The organism is Streptomyces sp. P9-2B-2 (assembly GCF_030406865.1).
Taxonomy (GTDB): domain Bacteria; phylum Actinomycetota; class Actinomycetes; order Streptomycetales; family Streptomycetaceae; genus Streptomyces; species Streptomyces platensis.
The window spans coordinates 7902265-7924209 of record NZ_CP129126.1 but is presented as its reverse complement, the minus strand read 5'-3'; the positions used below and the strand labels follow the sequence as shown (position 1 = coordinate 7924209).

Annotated in this window: 21 protein-coding genes and 4 pseudogenes; 14 read left to right on the top strand and 11 right to left on the bottom strand. The window is 67.8% G+C overall.

Annotated features, from left to right (window positions below; translation table 11 throughout):
• Window position 1 precedes the first annotated feature (1 nt).
• From QT196_RS39465 to QT196_RS34815, 3 genes and pseudogenes are all read right to left on the bottom strand, one after another.
• A pseudogene (locus tag QT196_RS39465) lies at window positions 2-508 on the bottom strand (AraC family transcriptional regulator); the annotation flags it as partial.
• A gap of 486 nt (window positions 509-994) precedes the next feature.
• Window positions 995-1684 (bottom strand): SDR family oxidoreductase, encoded by a 690-nt coding sequence (locus QT196_RS34820; protein ID WP_168482631.1) that lies wholly within the window; start codon window positions 1682-1684, stop codon window positions 995-997.
• The gene (locus tag QT196_RS34815) at window positions 1681-2583 is read right to left on the bottom strand and encodes an NAD(P)H-binding protein (RefSeq protein ID WP_168482630.1); all 903 of its coding nucleotides are present in this window, start codon (window positions 2581-2583) and stop codon (window positions 1681-1683) included. The genes QT196_RS34820 and QT196_RS34815 overlap by 4 nt, the downstream gene beginning before the upstream one ends.
• Window positions 2584-2652: 69 nt before the next feature.
• Between QT196_RS34815 and QT196_RS34810 the strand changes: the two genes are divergently transcribed.
• Together QT196_RS34810 and QT196_RS34805 are read left to right on the top strand one after the other, a co-directional pair.
• Window positions 2653-3462 (top strand): LysR substrate-binding domain-containing protein, encoded by an 810-nt coding sequence (locus QT196_RS34810; protein WP_290356359.1) that lies wholly within the window; start codon window positions 2653-2655, stop codon window positions 3460-3462.
• Window positions 3463-3603: 141 nt separating this feature from the next.
• Window positions 3604-3831, top strand: a complete 228-nt coding sequence (locus QT196_RS34805; protein WP_168482628.1) for an IPT/TIG domain-containing protein — start codon at window positions 3604-3606, stop codon at window positions 3829-3831.
• Window positions 3832-4220: 389 nt separating this feature from the next.
• On the opposite strand, the gene QT196_RS34800 is transcribed toward QT196_RS34805, so the two are convergent.
• Together QT196_RS34800 and QT196_RS34795 are read right to left on the bottom strand one after the other, a co-directional pair.
• The gene (locus tag QT196_RS34800; RefSeq protein WP_168482627.1) at window positions 4221-4439 is read right to left on the bottom strand and encodes a hypothetical protein; all 219 of its coding nucleotides are present in this window, start codon (window positions 4437-4439) and stop codon (window positions 4221-4223) included.
• A gap of 677 nt (window positions 4440-5116) precedes the next feature.
• A complete protein-coding gene (locus tag QT196_RS34795) occupies window positions 5117-5722 on the bottom strand; it encodes a hypothetical protein (protein ID WP_168482626.1) in 606 nt (201 codons plus the stop codon).
• A 155-nt stretch (window positions 5723-5877) separates the two neighbouring features.
• Between QT196_RS34795 and QT196_RS34790 the strand changes: the two are divergent.
• From QT196_RS34790 to QT196_RS34775, 4 genes and pseudogenes are all read left to right on the top strand, one after another.
• Window positions 5878-6090, top strand: a pseudogene (locus tag QT196_RS34790) (protein-L-isoaspartate O-methyltransferase); the annotation flags it as partial.
• Window positions 6091-6323: 233 nt separating this feature from the next.
• Window positions 6324-6530, top strand: coding sequence for a hypothetical protein (locus QT196_RS34785; protein ID WP_168482625.1), 207 nt, complete (start codon window positions 6324-6326; stop codon window positions 6528-6530).
• 170 nt (window positions 6531-6700) lie between these two features.
• The gene (locus tag QT196_RS34780; protein WP_290356358.1) at window positions 6701-7114 is read left to right on the top strand and encodes a hypothetical protein; all 414 of its coding nucleotides are present in this window, start codon (window positions 6701-6703) and stop codon (window positions 7112-7114) included.
• Window positions 7115-7685: 571 nt separating this feature from the next.
• Window positions 7686-7811 carry a hypothetical protein gene (locus QT196_RS34775; RefSeq protein ID WP_282189783.1) on the top strand — a complete coding sequence of 42 codons (126 nt, stop codon included), beginning with the start codon at window positions 7686-7688 and terminating at the stop codon, window positions 7809-7811.
• Between the two features lie 231 nt (window positions 7812-8042).
• Here the strand turns inward: QT196_RS34775 and QT196_RS34770 are convergent, their stop codons facing one another.
• Window positions 8043-8651, bottom strand: coding sequence for a hypothetical protein (locus QT196_RS34770; RefSeq protein WP_290356357.1), 609 nt, complete (start codon window positions 8649-8651; stop codon window positions 8043-8045).
• A 522-nt stretch (window positions 8652-9173) separates the two neighbouring features.
• On the opposite strand from QT196_RS34770, the pseudogene QT196_RS34765 reads away from it, so the two are divergent.
• From QT196_RS34765 to QT196_RS34755, 3 genes and pseudogenes are all read left to right on the top strand, one after another.
• Window positions 9174-9572 (top strand): annotated as a pseudogene (locus QT196_RS34765) (transposase family protein); the annotation flags it as partial.
• 1231 nt (window positions 9573-10803) lie between these two features.
• A complete protein-coding gene (locus QT196_RS34760) occupies window positions 10804-11775 on the top strand; it encodes a hypothetical protein (protein ID WP_290356356.1) in 972 nt (323 codons plus the stop codon).
• A 448-nt stretch (window positions 11776-12223) separates the two neighbouring features.
• Window positions 12224-12413: pseudogene (locus tag QT196_RS34755) on the top strand (IS1380 family transposase); the annotation flags it as partial.
• 93 nt (window positions 12414-12506) lie between these two features.
• Here QT196_RS34755 and QT196_RS34750 read toward each other — a convergent pair.
• Window positions 12507-13025, bottom strand: a complete 519-nt coding sequence (locus QT196_RS34750; RefSeq protein ID WP_290356826.1) for a hypothetical protein — start codon at window positions 13023-13025, stop codon at window positions 12507-12509.
• A 282-nt stretch (window positions 13026-13307) separates the two neighbouring features.
• A complete protein-coding gene (locus tag QT196_RS34745) occupies window positions 13308-13499 on the bottom strand; it encodes a hypothetical protein (RefSeq protein ID WP_168482621.1) in 192 nt (63 codons plus the stop codon).
• A gap of 142 nt (window positions 13500-13641) precedes the next feature.
• On the opposite strand from QT196_RS34745, the gene QT196_RS34740 reads away from it, so the two are divergent.
• Genes QT196_RS34740 through QT196_RS34730 form a run of 3 tightly spaced genes read left to right on the top strand, consistent with a single transcriptional unit; the run spans window position 13642 to window position 16409 of the window.
• Window positions 13642-14784, top strand: coding sequence for a hypothetical protein (locus QT196_RS34740; RefSeq protein ID WP_290356355.1), 1143 nt, complete (start codon window positions 13642-13644; stop codon window positions 14782-14784).
• Between the two features lie 28 nt (window positions 14785-14812).
• Complete coding sequence (locus QT196_RS34735; RefSeq protein ID WP_290356354.1) at window positions 14813-15214, top strand: hypothetical protein; 402 nt, start codon at window positions 14813-14815, stop codon at window positions 15212-15214.
• Between the two features lie 4 nt (window positions 15215-15218).
• Window positions 15219-16409: a hypothetical protein gene (locus QT196_RS34730; protein ID WP_168482619.1), complete on the top strand. Its 1191-nt coding sequence runs from the start codon at window positions 15219-15221 to the stop codon at window positions 16407-16409.
• 262 nt (window positions 16410-16671) lie between these two features.
• Here QT196_RS34730 and QT196_RS34725 read toward each other — a convergent pair whose 3' ends face one another.
• Complete coding sequence (locus QT196_RS34725) at window positions 16672-17316, bottom strand: NAD(P)-binding domain-containing protein (RefSeq protein ID WP_290356353.1); 645 nt, start codon at window positions 17314-17316, stop codon at window positions 16672-16674.
• A 47-nt stretch (window positions 17317-17363) separates the two neighbouring features.
• Window positions 17364-18176 (bottom strand): inositol monophosphatase family protein, encoded by an 813-nt coding sequence (locus QT196_RS34720; protein ID WP_290356352.1) that lies wholly within the window; start codon window positions 18174-18176, stop codon window positions 17364-17366.
• A gap of 115 nt (window positions 18177-18291) precedes the next feature.
• On the opposite strand from QT196_RS34720, the gene QT196_RS34715 reads away from it, so the two are divergent.
• Window positions 18292-19203 carry a LysR family transcriptional regulator gene (locus QT196_RS34715; RefSeq protein ID WP_290356351.1) on the top strand — a complete coding sequence of 304 codons (912 nt, stop codon included), beginning with the start codon at window positions 18292-18294 and terminating at the stop codon, window positions 19201-19203.
• Between the two features lie 736 nt (window positions 19204-19939).
• On the opposite strand, the gene QT196_RS34710 is transcribed toward QT196_RS34715, so the two are convergent.
• Complete coding sequence (locus QT196_RS34710) at window positions 19940-20815, bottom strand: LysR family transcriptional regulator (RefSeq protein WP_290356350.1); 876 nt, start codon at window positions 20813-20815, stop codon at window positions 19940-19942.
• 122 nt (window positions 20816-20937) lie between these two features.
• Between QT196_RS34710 and QT196_RS34705 the strand changes: the two genes are divergently transcribed.
• A complete protein-coding gene (locus QT196_RS34705; protein ID WP_290356349.1) occupies window positions 20938-21936 on the top strand; it encodes an NADP-dependent oxidoreductase in 999 nt (332 codons plus the stop codon).
• Window positions 21937-21945: the final 9 nt, after the last annotated feature.

Sequence of the window (21945 nt, the reverse complement as noted above, 5' to 3'; positions counted from 1 at the left end):
GCAGGTCAGCGGCAATGGTGCCCAGCCGTTCGGCGTCGGCAAGACCGTAAGTTCCGGTGTCCCACGCCACGCTGCGCATGAGCTGTCCGAGCAGGGCCCCGAAACCCTCCTGCTCGGTGAAGTGCACGGAGGTGAGTGAGACCATGTGGTGCCTGGTCGGCGGTAACAGCACCTTGGGGACCTCCAGGCCGATGCCTGTATGCGGGTGGTCGCCGTCCCCGCTCATCAGGCTGATCGGGCGCGAGGTGTCCAGGACACAGAAGGTGCCGGGCCCGCAGGTCTTTTCGTGGTCCCCGTGCGATCCGCGGAGGGTTCCGCGGATCGGCAGTGATACGTGGACGGTTTCTGGGTCGGAGGCCCGGACCAGTTTCGCGGTCCGCACGTAACGCACCGGTGTGAACGTCGTGGGCCAGATCGTCACGTCCCCGAGCGTCAACACCTCCTGGGAGGCTTGGAAGTCAGCTGAGTGCTCACTCTCCAGCTGGAGCGGAGCGTGTGTATGGCTGACGAGTTCCCGCCATAAGTCGAACCGGTCTTCCCTGGGAACGTCATGTGTCCGGAAGACGGGTGCTGAGGTTGTGGGCCCTGGCCAGCGCGTTCGTACCTTTCAGCGCTGTCAGGGCCTTCCCTGCTTACGCGGCGGAAAGTCCCTGGAATCTCCCTGGGACAGACGTGAAAGTCCCTGAAAAGCCCCCCCAGGGGGTGCCCCTGGCCGGCGAGGGCCTCAGGGGAAGCCATCCACCCTCTCAGCTGACCAAGGCGTGAGAGTCCGCTGGGCACCTTTAGGTACGCCCCCGACGTTGCGGAGCCTCGGCGGCTGCTCCGGCCTGTCCCTGTAACCCCGAACGGGCATCCGGCCCGAAGCGTACGACCCGAACTCGACGTCGACTTCACCCCGCTGCGCGAGCAGGACCTGACCGCCGCCGGCTTCGGTCAGGCCGCTTGACCGCGAGCCTTCTTGTGTGAGCGCTGGCCGGCGTCACTCCGACGGCTTTTACCAGGGCACGGGCTGGTCCTCGTAATTGACGAATTTCAGGCCCGGTTCGCCGCTGTGGTGGTCGATCGTGCCCACCACGCCTGGGACGGACTGGTCGATGGTCAGCGGTGCGTCCGGCCCGCCGAGTTCGGTGCGGACATGGCCGGGGCAGATGAGCAGGAGCGTGTGCGCGGCGTCGGCGTACCGGGCGGCGTAGCTGCGCATTAGCTGGTTGAGGGCGGACTTGCTGGCTCGGTAGACGTCCTGGCCGCCGTTGGTGTTCAAGCTGATACTGCCCTGGCGCGAGGACATGACGCCGATGGTCCCGGTCGGCGCGACCAGCGAGCGGAAGGACTCGACGACGCGCATGGGGCTGAGCGCGTTCGTGACCATGACCTCGGCAAACATCTCCTCCGGGACGTCGCCGATCGGAATGTCGCCCCTCGTGATGGCGGCGTTGACGAACAGCAGGTCGAGGGTGTGCCGGGCCAGGCGCTCGCGCAGCGCGGTGACCTGTTCTGGCTTCGTCGTGTCCAGTGACTCGACCATGACCCGGCCCCTGGATGCCTCGGCCAGGTCGTGGAGAGCGGTGCGGCGACTGCCCCGGACGGTTCCGATGACGTCCCAGCCGCTTTGCGCGTACTCGGTGGCGAGGCCGAGCCCGAGGTTGCGGGATGCCCCGACGATGAGAGCGGTCCTGGCGCTCATGCCTGGACCCGGACCGCGGGCTCCAGGACCTTCTCACACCATGTGCGGAAGGTGGTCGGACTCGCGGTCTGAGGGGTGCGCTGCACGCCGTCGTCGAGGCCGTTGTCCTTGGCGCGCATCATGTCGACGTAGCCTTCGACGAGCGCGTCCCCGAAGCCGTGTCCGGCGAGTTGGGCGCGGAAGTCGTCGAGCGACTGCCGCTCATAGCGGACTGGGCGGCGCAGCACGTCGGTCATGATGCGCGCCATGTCGTTCGCCGAAAGGTCCTCGGGGCCCAGCACCGGAACCTCGCCCGTCCCCGTCCATGAGCGGTCGAGCAGCAGGCCGGCGGCGGCCGCGGCGATGTCCCGGGCGGCGGCCGCCGGTGCACTGCGGTCGGCGGAGACGGTGTCGGTGAACACGCCGTCGTCGCGGATCGAAGCCACCTGCCGCAGCAGGTTGTCCATGAAAGTAGGGTTCGCGAGCGCGCGGTAGGCCACGCCTGTACTCGCGATGAGGTCGTCCATGGCCAGCGACGCCGTGACATGTCCGGCGCGACTGGCGACGGGTGTGCCACGGCCGAGCGCCGAGACGCCGACCACGTGCCCCACCGCGTGGGCCGTGAACGCCTTTGCGGCGGCGCGGGTGAACCCGGAGTACGCGGCGTCCAGACTCGGCGCCCGCGGGTCTGGCGGAGCCAGCCAGAAGACGGCGTCCGCGCCGGCGAAGGCCCGATCGATGACCTCGGGGTCGTCGTGCGAGCCGGTGACGACGTCGACGCGGGCACGGACCGCGTCGGGGAGTTTTGCGGGGTCGCGCACGGTGACGCGCAGTTCTTCGCCACGAGCGGGAGCCTCATTGAGCAGGGTGTCCAGGAGCCTGCTGCCGATCCGGCTGGTGGGGGCGGTGATGACGATCATGTTTCGAGTCTCGGGGCAGCCCGCCTGCGGCGTCCAATACCCCTCCTGGGCAATTGATACCGTAAAGGCATGGATCTTGATCTGCGCAAGCTCCGCTACTTCGTCGCGGTGGCCGAGCACCGGCACTTCGGCCGGGCGGCGCAACAGCTTTACATCGCCCAGCCGGTTCTCAGCCGTCAGATCAAAGCGCTTGAGCAGGAGTTGGAGTGCACTCTGCTTGTGCGGACCACGCGACGCGTGGAGCTGACCGCCGCCGGGAAACAGCTCCACGAGGAGGCGCAAAAGATTCTCGCGGCTGTCCCCGCAGCGGTGCAGCGCGTGCACGACGTTGATCGGGGTGCCCAACGGCTCGTTGTCGCCTTTTCTCCCGGACTGCACGTGTCGGATGCGATCCGGGCGTTCTCGTCGCGCCGCCCGGACGTCGAGACCGACGTCGTCCCGGCGCGCTGGTGGGAGCAAGACGCGCCGCTCCGGGACGGCCGGGCCCAGGTCGGGTATCTGCGGCAGCCGTTCGACGACTCGGGGTTGCACACCATCCCCATCGGCCATGAGCCCAGGGTCGCTTGCATGCCCGCAGCGCACCCGCTGGCATGCCGCGGCAAGCTTGCCTCCGCGGACCTCGGCGGCGAGCGGCTGCTCGACGCACCGACGCGGCGGACGTCTTCACTTGAAGAGAAGTTCGAGCTCATCGCCTCCGGGCACGGCATCGCGCTCGTCCCGCTGAGTGTCGCGCGCTCCTACTCCCGCCCCGACCTCGCCCACCTCCCCGTCACGGATGCCCCGAGGATCGGGACATGCCTGGCCGTCCTCGCGGACCGGCGGGAGAAACTGCTGCGCGACTTCCTGGAGATCGCCACCGCGACGCTGCGGCACACCTAAACGATCAGCGGGCAAGACTGCGTTCCGGGTGGCTTGGCCTTCCGGCCGGCCTTCCCGGGTGACCGGGTCCGCTGCGCCCAGACCGGCATGCCGGTCGCTCCGCGCTCGCGTTCTTGTCGATCACTGCCGGGAGGCGCCTCCATGCCCATGTCCCCGAACCGGGGCCCCACCGCTGGTGGCACCCTGGTCACGATCACCGGCGCGTACCTGGCCGGCACCCGCGAAGTGCTGTTCGGCTCCAGGCCCGCCACCCACATCACCCAGGTCTCGCCGACACAGGTCACCGCGGTGTCCCCAGCTGGCAACGGCGTGGCCGGCGTAACGCTGATCACCGCGGCGGGCGTCAGCAACGCGGCGCCGTTCTACTAATTCGGCCCACCCCACCTGTGTGGCATCAGCCCTGCCTCCGGCCCGCTCGCGGGTGGAGCCACCCTCGGTCGCGGGGTGTGCCTGCTCGTACGGGGCGCCGGCGGCCGGGTTCTGGCCGTCGGTCTCGGCGAGCTGGCGCTCCGGGGCCCTGGTCGGGGCCCGACTGCTGCGGGCGGTGCGCACTCTGATCGTCCGGACGCTGCGCACGTGGTGTGTCACCACCTGGGTCTTGGTGCCCGGCATGCAGTGCCTGACGAAAACATATTCCCCGGGCCGCCGCGGAGGCCCGGGGAATATGTTCGTTCTGCTCAGAGCCCGCCGCAATGCGATGCGGAACATTCGGGCCCGATGGGCTCCAAGAAGAGCGCAGGGGCACTCATCACGAGCCGTCAGTCGTTGCCCACCTCGAGCAGCCAGCCATCGCTCTGCTCGGTGCACATGTAGCCGGCCGTGTGACCGTTGTCCGTCAGCGCTGCCCCCTTGTCCATGCACGCCTTCTGGGTGGGGAAGCCACGGTAATCCGCTGCCTGTGCCGCCCCCATACTGATCGTGGTGGCTGCCGCTATACCGGCCAGGACGACAGCTGCCTTGCTGAGCTTCTTGCGCATATCCTCGCTCTTCCGAAGTGTTTCCGTGGACGATCACCACGCTGCCCGGCCCTGCTAATGGATCACTAAATGATCACTAACGTTCGGCGCAGGGCCCACGACGAAGGCGGCCCGCCCGAGTGATCCACCCCGGGGCGCCGGGGGGCACACGCTGATCAAAGGTGGGAGCCAGACTGCCTGCGCCTCCGATTCGGATCGTGCTGCACGACGGCACAGGAGCTGGTCGGACGGCTGCACCGCAGCTGGCAGGGCAATACCGATATCTGGTAGGCACACCTCAACAACGGCACAGGCCGGCCGTTCGCTGCTTGCAGGTCAGGGGCGGTACCCGCTGCGGTCCAGGTCTGCGTCGAGGACGGCCAGGTCCGGGTGGTCTCGGAGCTGCTGCTCGCGCGCCCATTCGTCGAGTCGGCTTTGTGGGCGGCCTGCCCGGCCTCGATGGCGGTGTCGGCGACGGTGGCGAGAAAGTCGAAATCCTCGCGGCTCAGGCCGTGGTAGCGCTTGGCGGGGCGTAGCTGAAGGCCATGCTCGCAGTGGCGCCGGCCGCGGTGAGTTCTCGAACAGCCCTCGCCGGAAGGGAGTGTCCTGGGTCTCCCCGGCGGGGTCGTCGTTGTCGTACTCGGGATCGTCGTAGCCGGGGCCGACGATGGGCTGAGATCTCTTCTGAATGTCGGTGATCAGCGGTAGGGGCTCCAGCCGCCGAAGCGGGCCATCAGCTTGCGGGCAGCGTCCTCGTTCAGGCCGAGGGCCGCGGCGGCCTGTTCGGCCGTCGTGTCCTGCCGCGCATCGTGAGCCGGCCAGTACCCAACGTGTTCGGCAGTCACCTCCAGCCGGCGCGCTGCCCGTACAGCCGCCAGCGGTGAAGTCTTCGCCAGCTTCTCGATCTCCTCCTGCACTTGGGCCAGCAAGACAGTGACCGTCTCCGGCAAGGGAATGGCCGCCTGTTCGACGTCGGCGGTGTGCGTGTCCCAGTCCTCCATGCAGGTGTCCGCCGTACCGTGAGCTGCCTCGGCCAGCTTCTGCTCGCCGATCATGTCCCAGTCCAGGCGGCGTTCTGGGCCATTCCAGCCGCAGGAGCACACCGCGCGCAGTGCGGCCGCCCGCGGCCCGTGCGCGATCTGGCCGTCGTAGACGCTCCAATGCGACACCGACTGACCGTCCGCACCAGAGCCCGTATCGAAGAAGACGGAGGCCGGGACAGTGCCGTCGGCCAGGAGCACGCCGACCGCACCCTCGTGGGAAGAGCCGAACTCCTCCGTCGTCCACATCTCCCGCTCACCCATGACAATTCTCCAGCCGCTCTGCCCACACCCTTGGCGCCCCGAGCGGGCCCCGAAACGGCGATGCCGCAGCACTGACAGGCCCACTACCGGATTCACCGAACGCGTGAAGCCCGTGTTCAAACCGGTGGACCGGCCCGCGGGCTCCGTGCGCCCCGTACGACCGGATCTTCGTCTCCTTCGCCCTCCCCTGCGTGCCGGGGGCGTTGATGGATCAACTCGCCCCAGGAGGGCGGATGCTGATGCACATTACGACGCCGACGCCGTCGTGGCCCGCGCTGGCGGTGATCTCCCGGTGCCCGGACGGGCGGGTCACCTCGCACCTGCGGGCGGTGGAGTTCGCCCACCGGGCGGGGCACGGCCGGAAGTAGATCTTCCTGTCCGCAGCGTTCCGCGAGCGCATCGCAGCGCGGTCCGCTGGTAGCGCGGAGGCTCGGGCCTTCCGATCCGCTGGGGTACCGCCGCCGGATGAGGCCCGCGGCTTCTGGCTCGCGCTGGACGCCCTGCACCCGGGCCTGGTGCGGCACAGGGGGGTCGACGACCTGGTGATCGGCGCGCCCAGCTGCGGTTCCTGGATGGTCGCCCGCCCGGACGGTGCCGGCACGTGGACGGTCACGCCAGCGGCTCGCGGGACATCTGGGCCGAGATCCGCGAGACGACCGTCCGGTGGCGGGCCGCCGGGGAGCCGGAGGTCTATCGGCTCGATTTTGAGTCCGACGGCGAACAGCGGGTGAGCGCCGGCCGCGGGCAGGGGGCCTTGACCTGGCGGTTGCCCACGCCGCACACCGTCACCGAGGAGGCAACGCAATGACCACACCACCACGGGGAGACGAGCCAATGGGCATGAGTGCCGCCAGCCCCCTGCGGTCCGGCGGATGCTTGTGCCGGAGGATTCGCTTCATCATCAACGGCGAGCCCGACTATCCCCACTTGTGTTTCCCTGATGATTGAGTGAGTTCAAGCGACTCACAGGGGTGGAAGTTGGACGAGTGGTGGCTGGTGTTCGTGCCGGATCCGGAGCGGTGGGGGCCGCTACCGAAGGAGGGGGTGCTGGGGGTCCGCGACCTGCCGGCCCCCTTGGACGCGGTGGGACTTCGGCCGGGCGATCCGGTCTTTGTACGGCCTGATTTCGTCGTGGACGCGGAATTGTTGCAGTTCACCCTCTCTCCAGATTTCCGCAACCTGGAACGGGAATCGCGTCGGAATTACGCGATAGACATCCGTTTGCTGCTGTCGTGGCTTTGGCGGCGGGGTGTTCCCTGGCAGGCGGCGACCATTGCGGATTTGCGGGCGTACAAGGAATTCCGCGTCGACTCGCCGTTGAATCCGCAGCGGATCGGTGGAACGAAGTGGAACGAAGTGGAACGAAGTGGAACCGTGAGGCAGCCGCTCTGACCCAGCTCTACAAACACCGCATGAACGCCCGGCACGCGACCACCCTCCTGCGGGCCCTGCTCGTGCGGATGTCGTCGTATCCCAGGCCCCCTGAGGGCAGCAGCTGCCCCGTGAACCGTCTGCGCAACGCCGCAGGGAGGTCGTCGCCGTGGGACTGTCCGTGTACCGGCCGGCCCGCCGACAGTGAAACGGCACCATGACGAAACGGCCCGTGGCAGCCCGGGCCCCCTTCCAAGCCAGGGCTTCGGCGTAGTCGGCGGGCGTCCGTTTCGTGACCACTTGCAGTGAAGGGAGTGCGAGCGGACGATTCCTGTCTCATGTCCATTGCGCCTCGGTGGCCTGCATCTCCGCGCACCGTCGGGCGGAGCCAGCCGACGGTGCCGGGGGATGACCCCTGCGTGGCTGAAGAGACGGGTGCAGATGCGGACGACGCTCGTGCATGGGATGAGCGGCTGGGCTGGGCGTTCGGGCTGATAGCAGATCATCCGGCTGCGAGGAGTGCGGCACGCGCTGGCCGTCGTCCTCGACCTGACCGCGTGCGCGGTGGCGGACCGACAGCGCACCCCGCGCTATGGCGACCTGGCGCAACTTCGCGGTCGGCGCCCTGCGACTGAACGGCGCGAAGGACATCGCCTCCGGCCATCGCCGCAATGCGCGTGACGCCCGCCGACCCCTCACGCTCCTCGGCCTCGCCTGAGCACGAAGTGGACCTCACTCGACTACGCCGAAGCCCTGAGGGCTGTCGCAGAATAACTTCAGGCTTTGATCTTGCTCAGGCGGACCGTCTCGCGAGGTCATCGAGTGGAACGGCGCTTCGGCGTCCGTGAGTTATTTTCCGACGGCCCCCTGGGCCACTCAGGGGTCGACCGGGTCCCGGCGCATGCGTTCTCGGCGTTCCCTCAGGCCGAGAACGAGAGGTAACGCCGCCTCAGATGGTCGGGGTGTCGTCAACAATCGGCCTGTGAATCTCAACGACCGGCTTCCACCCCGCGGAGAACTCGATGAAGTCCGCACGGGTGGGGTAGGTGTCGACCGCACGACGGTCACGCTTGGGGCTGTCGCTCCCCTTGCGCCCCCGGGGAATCTGCTCCTCGAAGATGTCGACCTTCACGTCGGGAACCTCCTTGAGGCCCTGGCGCCAGATCTGCACGACGTCGGCGCCGAAGGCCTGCCGGGCCGCAGCGTAAAGGGCCGTGAGGGCCCCCCTGTCCCCAGCAGGGACGAAAAGTGCCAGGTCCAGCACGACACCGGCGGACTGGAGGACCTCAATGGTCACCGAGCCGTTCTCGTCGGCCAAGTAGATTCCGGCTTCATTCTCGTCGTCGGGAAGGCAGGAGACCTCTTCCTGGAATACGGTTCTCGCCGTGATCGAGCCGCCCTCGAAATCCTGACCGGACTTGGTCAGAAAGGCAGGGACATAGCAGTCGGGAAGCTTGAGTTCTGCCGTTTCGGCGGAAATGAAGAGCCTGTCTTTCACGCCGAGCTTCGTCACCTCTTCCAGCGAGAGGCGGCGAGCGGCGATCTTCTCCGTGTTCACGATTTCCCTTTCAGGTTGCATTGTCCCTCGAACAAGGACGCTACCACGAAACCCTGAGGTCAACTGCCCTGCAATCTTTGGGTAGATGGCCTCCGATGACCTGCACGGGAGGATGCCGAAGCGAGTGCCACTCGGCCGGGAACACGCATCCGCCAGATAGTGTCCCTCGTCATGCTGTCGGAGATCAACTGGCGGTTGCATTGCGGTGCGTTGGGTAGCGCGGAGGAACTAAAAGAGAGTTTACGGCAGATATCACCCATATCCCCTTCGGGGAGGTGGCGACGCGGTAAGGCGATCCATTCGTCGTGCATCTCGAAGGGCGCAGCGGAAGCCAACCGGATGGTCCGACAACGCAACAAGGAAACCCCCACCGGCAACATCTGGATGAAGCACGAACCGGAAGTCGCGTACTACCGCGCCCTCTTCGGTGAGGACTTCGGCGTAGTCGGCTGACGCCCGGTTGCTGACGCCTCGTCATGTCGAGCGGGGTTCGGTACACAGCAGGCACGGACGTCCGCGATCATGGAGTTCACTACGCTCAGTGACCTTGGACTGCCCGTGCCTGCCGACGCATCATCCCTGACCTCCCCCGCCTTTGAACAGCTCAGACCGCATCCGGAAGTGTCCAGGAGCGATCTTCCGACTCTGCTGGAACGCCTCGCGCAGGTCCCGGACCCGCGGGATCCGCGGGGAATACGGCACCCTCTCGTGACGCTCCTGGCACTGACGTCCTGCGCGGTCCTCGCCGGAGCGCGATCCCTGCTCGCGGTGAGTGAATGGGTCGCCGACGCACCGCCGGCCCTGCTCGAACATCTCGGCACGGCCGTCGCCCCGCTGGTTCCGAAACGGTCCTGGCCCGCGGAATCCACGATCCGGCGACTGCTCGCCAGAATCGACGCGGACGCCCTGGACCGGGCGGTCGGAGCCTGGCTCGCGGACCGGCAGACCAGGGGACAAGAGCTGCGAGGGCTCGCGGTCGACGGGAAGTCGCTGCGGGGTGCGGCCCGCGCGAAGGGACGGAAGATCCACCTCCTGGCCGCCTGCGACCACGTGAACGTACTGGTCCTGGCCCAGATGGACGTCGGTGAGAAGACCAACGAGATCACCCGCTTCCGGCCTCTGCTCGACACCCTCGACGCCCGAGTAGTTCCGACCAGAGGCCAGGGGCGCGGTGTTGGAGATTGGAGTCCGATGGTCGCGGCGGCGTTGCGTACGTCTCTCCCTTTCGAGTTCCTGCGTACGGTCATCACACAGGTGTCCGACGACTCCCCGCCCACGCGCATGGTTGTCGAGGCGATACGCACGGCACCCCAGGGCACGGACCGCGACGGCCCACTCATGGCCCTGCTCACGGGACCGCTCGCACAGTCGGCGCCCGAGTGGCTGTTGACCACGGCGGTGGAGAGCGATCTCAATCGCGAACCGCTGCCGCACATGACGACCGCCCGCATGGACTTGACCCGCGTCGCCCTCTCTCACCCGGCCTGCCCGGATACATACAGGGCGCGGATTCTGCAGGCGTGCACTGAGACGCGGCTCGGTGCACTTGGCCGGAGCGAGGGTGGGGTAGCGCTCATCCACGCCACCGTCGCTGAGCTCCACCGCCGCTCGACAACGGGCCTGACCATCACCCCCGAGCTGCTGACGGCTCCGACGCCCGCCCAGCTCGTACTCGGTGAACACGGCCTGCACGAGGACGTGTTCGTCGCAGCCCTGGACTGCCTCCCGTTCGGGCCGGACAAGCACGACGGCGAAGAGGACGTCGATGCGTGGATGGACCGCCACCGTGCCGCATCCGACGCATGGGACAGCATGTGGACCGGCATCCTCCGGGCTCAGACCAGGCATCACCGCCGCCTGCTGGCCTGGTCCGCGCGGCACCCCGCCGCCGATCGTGTGGTGCGCGAGCACCTGCTCGGCTCCGCGCCGTGGCACGTCGAACCGGCATTGTTGGAGGAAGTCGCCGCACACGACCTGGAGTCCTTCGAGCGAGCGGTCCTCCTCACCCGGATCTTCCGGGCTTGCCGGGACGGGCTAACGCCCATGCAGGCGCAGGAGCGCTACGCCGAAGAACTGGCGACCGCGTCCCAGGAGGAGCGGGACTACGTGGAGCGATTCGTCGACGAGGAGATGCAGTCCAGGTACCGCCTGGGTGGAGCGGGCCGGCAAAGGATCCTGGCGGTTCCTCCTCAACCCCGGCGAGGCCCAGTGCTTCGGCCGCCCCCGGGAATGGCTGGCGTCCCAGGATCTCGTCGCCGCCCTCGGCACCCGGTTCGCGACCGTCTGCCTCACCGCCCTCAGCCTCTGGGAGCCGGACCCCGACTCGCGCCATCCGGTCGTGCGCGATCTCGGCTGGTTGCAGGCACTCCTCGTGCATCTCCCCGAAGTCCCGGAGGAGGCGCGGCAGAAGGCGCGTCTCGTGGTGCAGGAGGCCCAGCGGGCCCTGTCCGCCCGGACCGGTGCGCGCGGCTACCCCTCCGGCCATTCCGCATGGGAGGAGAAGCGGCGGGCCAAGGAACTGATCGACAGCATCATTCCGCTAGTCACCGATCCGGTTCCCGCCTTGCCAGGCCGACGCACAGCCTCCCTCGGCGACCCACAAGGCATCAGATTCAAGACATTGGCCGACGTCGACGAGGACGTTCTCGTCGCGTACCTGGACCGGCACACGGGCAACGACACGCTCGTCGAGGAGGCCCTGCTCTCCTTCGCCGCCCGCTCCTATCGAAAGACCCTTACCTTCGACGCCGTACTGGCCCGCCACTCCGCCCCGCAGCAGGCACTGCTCGCCCTCACGCTGCACCTGCGCAGGCGCCTGGGCGGCGGACCCGACCTACGCGGACGCTGGGCCGAGATCATGCTGGGCCGGCCCAAGTGCCCTCCGGAGCTGCTCCGACTGCTGCCTGCCTGGTCAGTACTGAAGGCCCGCGGCCCGCGCTACGACACCACTCACGCCGTCGTCGCCGCCTACGTCACCGAGGCGCTCGGAGACAATGACGCGGCGTGGCAGCGGTTCGCAGCGAGCCCCATGTCCCACGCCGGTCCGGGCGCCTGGCATCGGCTCGGCGATCTCCTCGACGCGGCAGTCGACGGGACCGCGTGGCCGACGCCGCCGGGACGATGACAGCGGCCATATCGGTCCCCGCCTCGTGGTCATGACATCAAGCACTCTCCACGTATGCCAGCCCACTCTGCGAGGTCGTTGTGGCGGGCGGCAGCGCGGCTGCCAGCGATCCGCTGGCAGGTAGGGGCAGGCAGCCGCGTTTGGCGTGGCCGGACTTCCCACCTGCAGTCGGCACCCCTCGTGGCCTGACGGGGCCGAAGGGGCCCGGAAGCGATCAGTCGCGACGTTATCGGTGGCCCCCCGATCACCTCTTCGACGAGATCGATCCGAGAGAGGCCGGGGCACCGTCTGGGCGCTTCAAGCACCGTGCGCCCGAGCTCATCACGCGGTCACGGCCACCGATGTAGGCACCCACCTCCAGCGATGCAAATAGCTCAATGATCGCCGCGCGGCCCCGCGCCGTCCGGCTCGCAGGACCCGGTTCTGATCGGAGCAGGTGGCCAGGCGCGAACTCGAACTTCGTCACTGGCTGCGGGCCCCGGCCAGGAGGCCGCAGCCAGGCCACTCGTTCCACCGACCAGCGGAAGCTGCCCCTGAGGCACACCGCCCACAACCGCGTCTGGCTCGAGATCGTGCAGATCGCACTCGACCTCCTGGCAAGGGCGCCGATGCTCGCGTTGACCTGCCAGGCCCGCTTGGGAGCCCGGCGGACTGTGTCTCCGTCTCTATGTGCCCCGGCCGCAGAGCGCGGTATGGGCCGCCGACCCCGTGCGGCCCGCCACGAAAGAGCGTCAGGAGTCGGTGGACTCGGCCGACTCCTGTTTCGCCAATCTGTCCCGCAGCTTTTTCGCAGCAGGTTTCACCTTGTTGTTCCACAAGGGCTTGGCATGAGGAGCAATGAGAAGAGCACCTACCACGGCTCCGCCGATAGCCAACTCTTTCCAACTGGGCGCGGGGCTGTCGTCATCACCACTGCCGCTGCGGTCCACGAAGGGCTCGCACCCGAAATGGTCCTCCTCTTTCGCGGAAGAGCTTCCTACGTCGAAGCCTCCAGGGTTGACTTGCATGTCAGCCTTGAGCGCCGCTGCCGTCTCGTCGCTCCAGGTGCGAGTTTCCCAGCTTGGGTTGTATTGCGCGTAACCGCCTGTGCCACGCGAGTGGTACTGCTCCTCCGCGTACTGCTGCCCCTTCTCGGTGAGCCCATAAGCGCCGGGGTTTCCGTCCAGGTAGCCGTGCTCCTTGAGGAGCACATTCATTTCGCGAGCCGTTCGACCGAACTCCCAGCCCAGTACCCGTGCTGATTTACCCATAGATCAGCGCCCCTTTTTCCACTTCGGCCACACTCGGGCCGTCGCTGAACGACATGATGCGACGTTACCGGCAGCGCACTGCACTGCGGGCCAGTTCTGTTCATTCCTCGCGAGACGGCGGCCGACTACCCGGGCCGGAGCGTGACATAGGAGCCGACCGCACGTTGAGGTGGAGAGCCGCGTCGTCAGGCATGGCAGCCAGTGCTAGGAGATTCCCCTCAGGCGTCCTGCGCCCCCGGAAGCTTCTTCTGAAGATGCTCGCCGGGCAGAACGGCCGGGAGGTTACAGAGCCCTGGGAACAAGGAGGCGGCGGTCCAGGATCTTGCGGGCTTCCTTCCTGCGGGAGCGGCGGGGATGGAGCAGGGCGACGCTGACGATGACGACATACGCCGTGGTCCAGATACAGAGAAGCGTGACCACCGCCCAGGCAGCGGGGCTGCAGGTCAGCGGCGGGAGCAGAGTGATGATGGGCATCGCGTCCTCCTGATTCGTTGCCGGGGCTGTGCGCTCCGACGGTTTCCCCAGGGCACCAGACGCGGCGCTGCTGTACCCCGTCAAGGTGGGGGGGTCTCCAAAAGGGCCCGCCGCGGACTGAGAGGTTGAGTAGCCTCGCGGCATGCCTTCCAGGAGTGCTCCGAGCCCCGCTGATCAACAGCTCATCGACCACGCGCGGGAGCACGGCTATGTGGTCTCCGTGAAGCGGCTTGAGGTGTGGCGGCGGGCGGGTCTGCTGCCGGGGAACGTGGTGCGGTCGCTCGGTCGGGGGCGTGGGAGTGGGTCGGTTCCGCGGGAGGAGGCGTTCGTTCTGGTGGTCGCGCTCGCCCATCTGGCCCGACGGGGTGCCCGGCCGTCCGACCTGGCGCTGGCTCTGTTCGATGAGGGGCTGCCGGTTCCGGAGGAAGCCGTGCGGAAGGCGTTCGGTAGGGCGGCTCGGATTCCGGGTGCCGGCTTCGCCGAGGGTGGGCCGGACGCCGGGACGGACGAGGACGAGTGGGCGGAGCGTGTCGCCGACGAGGTGGTCGCGTCGGGGCACCGCGCCACGCTGATTCCCGAACGGGCTCGTCGCCTCGATCGGGACATCGCTCGCCACCTGAGAAGTAAGGGAGTGGTCTGGCCGCCGCCGGAGCTGGCTGAGTTGGACCGGAACCCGGAGCCTTCGGGGCTGTCCGGCGGGGAGGCGAGCGCGGTCGCGGTGTCCATGGTGCTGCGCGGAGGCGCGGCTGTCACACCGCAGGGGGTTGGGGATGTGCTGCGGACGGTGCAGCCGGAAGGGTGGGGTAATCCTGTGGCGGCCCTGGCCGAGTACACGGTGGAGGACGTTCCGGCTGTGGAGCCGGTCTTCCCCGCTGACGGCGGGATGACAACCATCGCTGATGGCGATGCCCGCGACACACTGGCGCGGTTGGCGGAGACCATGCCGCTGGACGATCTACGGGCCGCTTGGGCAGCTGCCCAAGCGGCCCGGGACTGGACACTGGATCTGTGCGCTCGGGCTGAAGCCGAGTTGGAGGCGGGGGAACTTGGTAGCGCGGTCTTGGAGTGGCTGCTGGGCCGGACGCTGGCGTCGGGGCTGATGGTGCTGAACGCCTTGCGTGATCGCGCCTGGTCACCATCCGACCGTGCGCTCTCGGCGCTGCTTCTGCTGTTGATGCGGCAGGCGTTCCGCGATCTCGACGAGAAGGTGCCGGGCTGCCAGTGGGAGCTGCTCGAATCTCCCGGGATGGCACCTGCTCCGCTGGTGCCGTTTCTCCGGCCGTAGCCCGCCTCAAGGATCCGATAGGAGAATCATGGCCGAGAGCACTCGTGGGGCTGTGGTCGCGGCAGTGGCTGAGATGGCCGTGCTGCGTGCGCTGGAACTCGTCGGTCGCCGGTTGCTCGCGCGGCGGAGTCGAGCGGTGCGGGGCCCTCTACAGGCCGTCCCTCCGTGGGAATTGCATATCCATCTGTCAGTCGGTGACACGGATCTGGATGTCCTCCTGCGGGACGCGTGGGCCATCCCGGAAGCCCTAAAGCTGCCCTCGTTGGTGATCGAGAGCATGGATCACCATGTGCGGATCCTGCTCGCCGCGGGCCTCGGGTACTGCCGGGACGACTTGATCAAGACGGTGGCTCATCTGCCGCTAGAACAGCTTGCGTTTCCCTGGGATGCACTCACCGATACGGAGCAGGCTCATGCCCCGAACGAATGATCCCGTGGAGCTGAGGACAGCAGGCGTCCTCCGGTTTTGCACCGGTGAGACCGTTGAGCCGTATGACAGTTGCCCTCTGTGTGGTGAGTTCCATGATGTGCGGGCTGACCGCAACGGCCGCTACGACCTCATGTGCGGCCGTGATCTGGCGGTTGAGACCACGCTGGTCACCAGCAGTGTCGCCGAGCAGAACAGGCGTTCCTGGGAACCGTACTTGCAAGAGCGCCCAAAGTCCGAGTTGAGTCTGGGCTGGCATGTGGTCTTCGAGAGCACGGCGAAGGCAACCTACGGAGGTCGCAAGGAGGGCCCCCGCTTCAAAGATGCCCTGACCGTCATCAGCCCGGCACTGGCCGAACTGGAACGACGTGGAGTGACCAACTTCGGCCCCGGCACGGCCTGTATCGAGCAGCCAGTCCATGAAAAGGGATGTCCGTACCGGATCCTGGGTGCTGCTGGAGTGAGCTTCGGCTGTTCGGTGCCCAGCGAAGCGGGTACCGGCTTCATCAGCGCCGGACTGCTGACGGGGTACGACCAGATGCCGGCTTTCAACCCGGACCACTGGGCCAAGAGGGCTGAGAAGAACCTACGGCAGGAGAAGCCCGCACCGCCTTCTCCGGTCCCGAAACCACCTCAGATGGGCCTGGTGCAGTGGTCGTTCGATCCGGGCCTCATCGCCGTGCTGGAAGAGCGTCGGGACGAGGATGAACGGAAGTGGGCCGAGGTGACGCGGGCACTGTTTCCTGGTCGCCGCACCGCTGCCGAACTGAACGAACTGGCCCGCCGGGAGGTGAGTGGGCGGATCGCCCTTGCACGGTCCCTAGCCTGGCAGACCTCACTTCCCGCGAAACCGCCCCCCATTGGTGATGCTGATGGTTCAACGGAGCTGGTGGAGCTGCTGAACGTCGAGTTTGGGCTGCACGAGGACCTGGCCTCGAAGCTCAACGCGGCGTCCGACCGGCCGCGCCGTGAGGTGTTCTTCTGGCTCACATGGATGCGTTCTTCCGCATGGTGCCGCCTTGCCGACCCTGGCCTGCTGCCCCAGCGGCCTCCGAACGTACCGACCGGCATCACAGGCGTCTGGGTCGGTTCCCTGCTGGATGACGCCCACGTGCTGCACTGGGACCGTGACACCGGATGGACGCGTCACCCGCTCCCGAACCCTCTGCTCGTTCCCGAGTTCCCTGGCTGTTCCTGACCAAGAGCTGAGTTGCTCCACGGCCTGCTCGCACCCCCAACGAGCAGGGTGACACCCCGGTCAGTACCGATGAGGAACTATCCGAGGAGCCTCGCTTGGTTTCGTATCGTGTGCTGCCGACGTCGCGTACCGGCTGGTCGAGCCAGTCTTGAACAGGTCTCACTCCACACCTGCTCCCGGAACGGGCAGCAACGGCTCGATGAACGACCGCAGTTCACCGGCCATGGCGCGGCGCGCAGTTCTTTCGGTCCGGGAGGCGGGTTCAGCGGGAGAGGGAGACGGCGAAGGGCTTGAAGCCGTGTCGGCGCAGGATGTGGGGCACGACCAGGATCATGGCCTCGGTGGCTCGGGCTGTGCTGATGCCTCCAAGGTCTTCGATCCATGCGGGCTGCCAGCCCAGGTCGGCGAGCAGGCCGGTGACGGTCTTCTTCGCGTTCTCGTCGTCGCCCGAGACATAGACGGTGGGCGGGGTGGCGAGAGTTTCGGGAGCGGTCATGACCGTGAACAGCATCGTGTTGAGGGTCTTGACCACATGGGTATCGGGGAGTGCGCGCTGAAGTTTCTCGGCGAGGCTGCTGCCGGGATAGCACAGGTCGCCGGGCAGGCCGTCGTCGGCGTCGCGGGTGGCGTTGGAGACATCGATGAGGATTTTTCCGGAGAGCTCGGTGCGCAGGCCGGTGAGGCGGTCCAGGGAGCTGTCGCCGGGTGTCGCGTTGATCACGATGTCCGCGGTGCGGGCGGTGGTGCGCTGGTCGGCGAAGGCGATCTGCGGGGCGACCCCGGCGGCGCGGGCGGTGGTGTCTTCCGGGCCCCGGCTGCCGAGGGTGACATGGTGTCCCGCGGCGAAGAGCTTGTTGGCGAGGTTGGCCCCGACGCGGCCGGCGCCCAGGATGCCGATGTTGGTCATGAGACGAAACTCCTTGCGGTATCAGGTGGGAAGTGCGGGGTGTCCGGTCAGGCGATCGGCGACAGGACCTTGAGGGCGGCGGCATGGAGGCCGGGGGCGGCGGCCAGGAAGTCGCGGCTGCCCGTGTTCCAGGCATCGCCCGCCAAGTCGGTGACGGTTCCTCCGGCTTCGGAGACCAGCAGAGCGCCGGCGACCAGGCCGGAGCGGACGTCGGAGAACTGCCAGAACGCGTCCATGCGTCCGGCGGCGACGTGGATCAGCTGCATGGTGGCGGGAACGGACACGCGCACGACCAGGCCGTTGATGAGCATGGCGGTGACGGAGTCACCGATCCGCCGGAAGGTTCGCTCGTCCTCGCCGGGCTTGGCCTGACCGGTGCCGATGAGCGCGGCGCCCAGATCGGTCTTGGCGGACACCTTCAGGGGCTGGCCGTTGAGGCGGGCACCGCCGTCGGCGACGGCGGTGTAGGTGTCGCCGGTCAGCGGCAGGTGGACAACGGTGAGCACCGGCCGGTTGTTGCGGACCAGGGTGGCGGTGACGGCCCAGTCATCCATGCCGTGGACGTGGTTGATGTTGCCCTCGGCGGGGTCGACGACCCACCACTCCCCGGGCGGGAGCGCGCCGCCGGCCAACTCGTCCTCGGCCCACTGCGACCCCTGCCGGGCCCGCAGCAGCGGTTCGCGCAGCACGTCCCGCACCGCGTCGTCGTTGGCGTGGATCTCATCGACGACCTCGTCAAGACTCACGCCTTGGGCTTGCGGGGTGTAGCGGTCGCGCAGCGTGACTCCGGCGGCCTTCACCGCGGCGGTCACCTCGGACATGAGCGTCGTGTCGGCGTAGAAAGGCATGGGTGTAGTCATGGTGGGCTCCCTGAGTTCTGTCGATGCGGGCGGTCTGTCTCGCCCCCGCACTTCGAAGGTAGGCCGCCCATCGATTAACAACAAGTGCATGCTTCTCACTTGTAGAGTTACTGTCATGCAACTGGATTTGAATCTGCTCACGGCCCTGGACGCACTGCTGGAAGAGGGCAGTGTCGCCGGCGCCGCAGCCCGCCTCCACGTCACCTCACCGGCGATGAGCCGCTCCCTGGGGCGCATCCGCAAGGCCACCGGTGACCAGATCCTGGTCCGCACCGGCCGCAGCATGCTCCCCACCACCCGCGCGCTGGCCATGCGTGCCGAGGTCCACGCCCTCGTGCAGCAGGCACACCACCTTCTGTCCGCGGAGCAAGAACTCGACCTGGCAGCTCTGGACCGGGTGTTCACCGTGCGCTGGCACGACGCCCTGACCGCCGCCTGCGGCACCGCCCTGACTACGGCCGTCCACCATCAGGCCCCCAGCGTCCGGCTGCGCCTGTCCGCCGAACCCGGCACGGACGGCCCCGAACTGCGCCGGGGTGAGATCGACCTCGAATCCAGCTCCAGCCAGCCGACACTCCCTGACATCCGCCATCGTCTCGTCGGTAGCGACCGGCTGGTCGTCGCCGTCCGCCCAGGCCACCCGCTCACCGAAACCCCGATGAGCCTCGAGCGCTACGCGGCGGCCGAACACGTCACCGTTTCGCGGCGCGGAAGCCTGCGCGACCCGATCGACGAAGCCCTGACCAAGCGCGGCCTCGATCGGCGCGTCGTCGCCGCCGGGCCCACGGCCGACTTCGCGCTGCAACTCGCCCTCGGCAGCGACCTGGTGGTGACCCTTCCCGACGCGGTCACCCGCGCGGCCCGGCACCAACTCGGCCTGACCACACTGGCGCTGCCACTGCCGTTGCCCGATGTCCCGCTGTACCTGCTGTGGCACCAGCGCTACGACGACGACCGCGCCCACATCTGGCTGCGCGAGCTGGCCACCGAAACCATCCAGGCACTGTTTGCACGACCAAACACCTGATGGTCACGGTAACCAACCCAGCCGAGGGCAGAGTCAGTCAGCAACGCCGCCCCGCAACCTTCCCGCAGCCGTGATAAACGACCCTTTCCCGGAGCAAGATCAAGGGCGACCCGTGGAAGCGGTCCGGATCACCGTTTCACTGTCACAACTCGTTCTCACTCAAAGTGGAACCGGGCATTTTCTGGGGATGGTTTGTGACAACATCCGGGTCATGACGGCCCCTCAGGCCGCACTTCTGCCCGACGCGGACGACGTCGAGCGCCATCCCTGCCCGCGCTGCCAGGCGCAGCCCGGCTCGCCGTGTCGCTCGCACTCCGGCGCGATCGCCGGCACTTACCACACAGGCCGCTTCACCACGGTTCCCCGGCTCGCGAAACTCCTGCGAGTGCCGACCCCCTGCCGACCGCGGCCCCGCCCAGCCTTGGCGACCCGACATCCCGGTGCCCGCTCCCGTCGACCGGTGGGACACGAGGGCCTTTCTGTTGCTGGTGCAGATGTCGCAATCCACACCAGGCCAATACGTGTGCGTTGACCTGGTCGGATCTGAAGTTTCCCTGCTCCCTCACGCGGTACGCCAACGGTTCCTGGTCGAGACGGCGTGCTTGATCGCCGTTCCATGGGGTCGGACGCTGAGCCGGCACAGCCTAACCACGAGCGATACCGGCAGATGCGCGACGCACACGGCGCGCGTCACCGCTTGGTGCAGTTCAGCGCCAAGCGGGTCGGCTGGTCCCGGTCAGGCTGCCGGGGCGGTCAGGACGGCCTTGGCCGCCAGCCGGAGATTCCTGATCATCGGATTCGGGTCGCCCTTGCGGCTGACCAGGACGACCTGGCTGGGGGGAGCGCCCTCGATCGGGACGGTGACGAGGTTGGGACGCAGTGAGCTACGCCGATCGCCGACCGGTAGCACGGCGATCGCCCTGCCACTCGCGACGAGTTCGAGCTTGTCCTCGTAGCTCTCGATCGGCGGCACGCCGGCCCCGAGGATCCGGTAGGAAGTCCAGTCCGCGGTCTCGAACGCGCACGGCGCCGCCTCCTCGCCGGCCAGTTCTTCCGCGGTCACCGACGCGCGGTCGGCCAAGCGATGGCCACGCGGGACCACGAGCATCCGGGGCTCCTCGTACAGCGGGGTGGTGAACACGTCGTCGGCGGCGAGCGGCAGCGGAGCCCGCGCAATCAGGGCGTCGACGCGCTTGTCGGACAGCGCCCCGACGTCGCGGCAGGTCAGGTACCGGGTGGCGATCTCAGCGTGCGGGTAACGGCGGCGCAGTTCCCGTACGGCGGCAGTGATCACCAGGTCTTCAACGTAGCCGATGGCGATTCGTTCGGTCTCGGCTTGTTCACGCACGGCCAACTCGGCCTGGCGGGCGACCTGCAGCAGGGCTTGGGCCCGGGGAAGGAACCTCTGACCGGCCGGAGTGAGCAGGGTGCCCTGAGGTACGCGGTCCAGCAGTCGTGCGCCGAGATGCTTCTCGAGCCGTTGGATCTGGCGGCTCAGCGCCGGCTGAGCCACGTGCAACTCGGCGGCGGCCCGGCCGAAGTGCTGGTGCGCCGCCACCACGGTGAAGTAGCGCACCAGCCGCAGTTCCAGGTCCTGTCCGAGATCGTTCACCCTTCCAGCGTACGCGTCATGCCGTTTCGGAATGATGAGGTTGCCGAACCGGTCTTGGACGGCCGTGCCGTCCTGGGCCTTGACTGAAGGAGCAACGATTCCCCAAGAAAGCGACGGGCGCGATGAAGGCGATCCAGTTCCACGAAGCGGGCGGGCCGGAAGTTTTGCAGTATGACGAGGTGCCGGTTCCCGAGATCGGCCCGGGCGAAGTGCGCGTCCGGGTGCACGCGGCGGGCATCAACCCGCCGGACTGGTACCTGCGTGAGGGGATGAAGGTCATGCCGGCCGGGATGAGGCCGGCGCTGGAGTTCCCCCTGATCCCTGGAACGGACATGTCGGGTGTGGTCCAGGCGGTCGCTCCGGACGTGCTGGGGTTCGCCGTCGGTGACGAGGTCTTCGGCATGCTGCGGTTCCCCGGATTCGACGGCCGGACGTACGCCGAGTACGTGGCCGCGCCGGCTTCGGACCTGGCTCACAAGCCGGCCGGTATCGACCACGTGCAGGCGGCTGGGGCGCCGATGGCCGTGCTTACGGCCTGGCAGTACCTGGTTGATCTCGGCCACGACGTGCCGTCTCCTTTCACCGGCCAGGTGCACCAGCCGGTGCCGATCACGCCAGGGATGACCGTGCTGGTCAACGGGGCCGCCGGTGGAGTGGGCCACTTCGCAGTGCAGCTGGCGAAATGGAAGGGGGCACACGTCATCGCGGTGGCCTCGGGCCGGCACGAGCAGTTCCTGCGCAAGCTCGGCGCCGATGAGTTCATCGACTACACCAGGACGCAGGCCGCGGACGTGGTCAGCTGTGTCGACCTGGTGATCGACACCGCCGGTGGCCCGGACAGCGCACGCTTCCTGACCGTGCTCAAGCGCGGCGGCACCATGCTTCCGGTGTTCTTCGCCCAGTACGACCCGGAAGAGACGGCGAGTCTGGGCATCACAGTCTCGAACATTCAGGTGCGTTCCAACGGCCCCCAGCTAGCCGAGATCGGGCGCCTGTTCGACGAGGGCAAGCTCCAGGTCGGGGTGGACAGCACCTACCCGCTGCCCGAGGCGGGCAGCGCACACACGCGAGCCGCGCAGGGCCACCTCCAAGGCAAGATCGTGCTGACGGTGGTCTCGTAATCGCTGAAC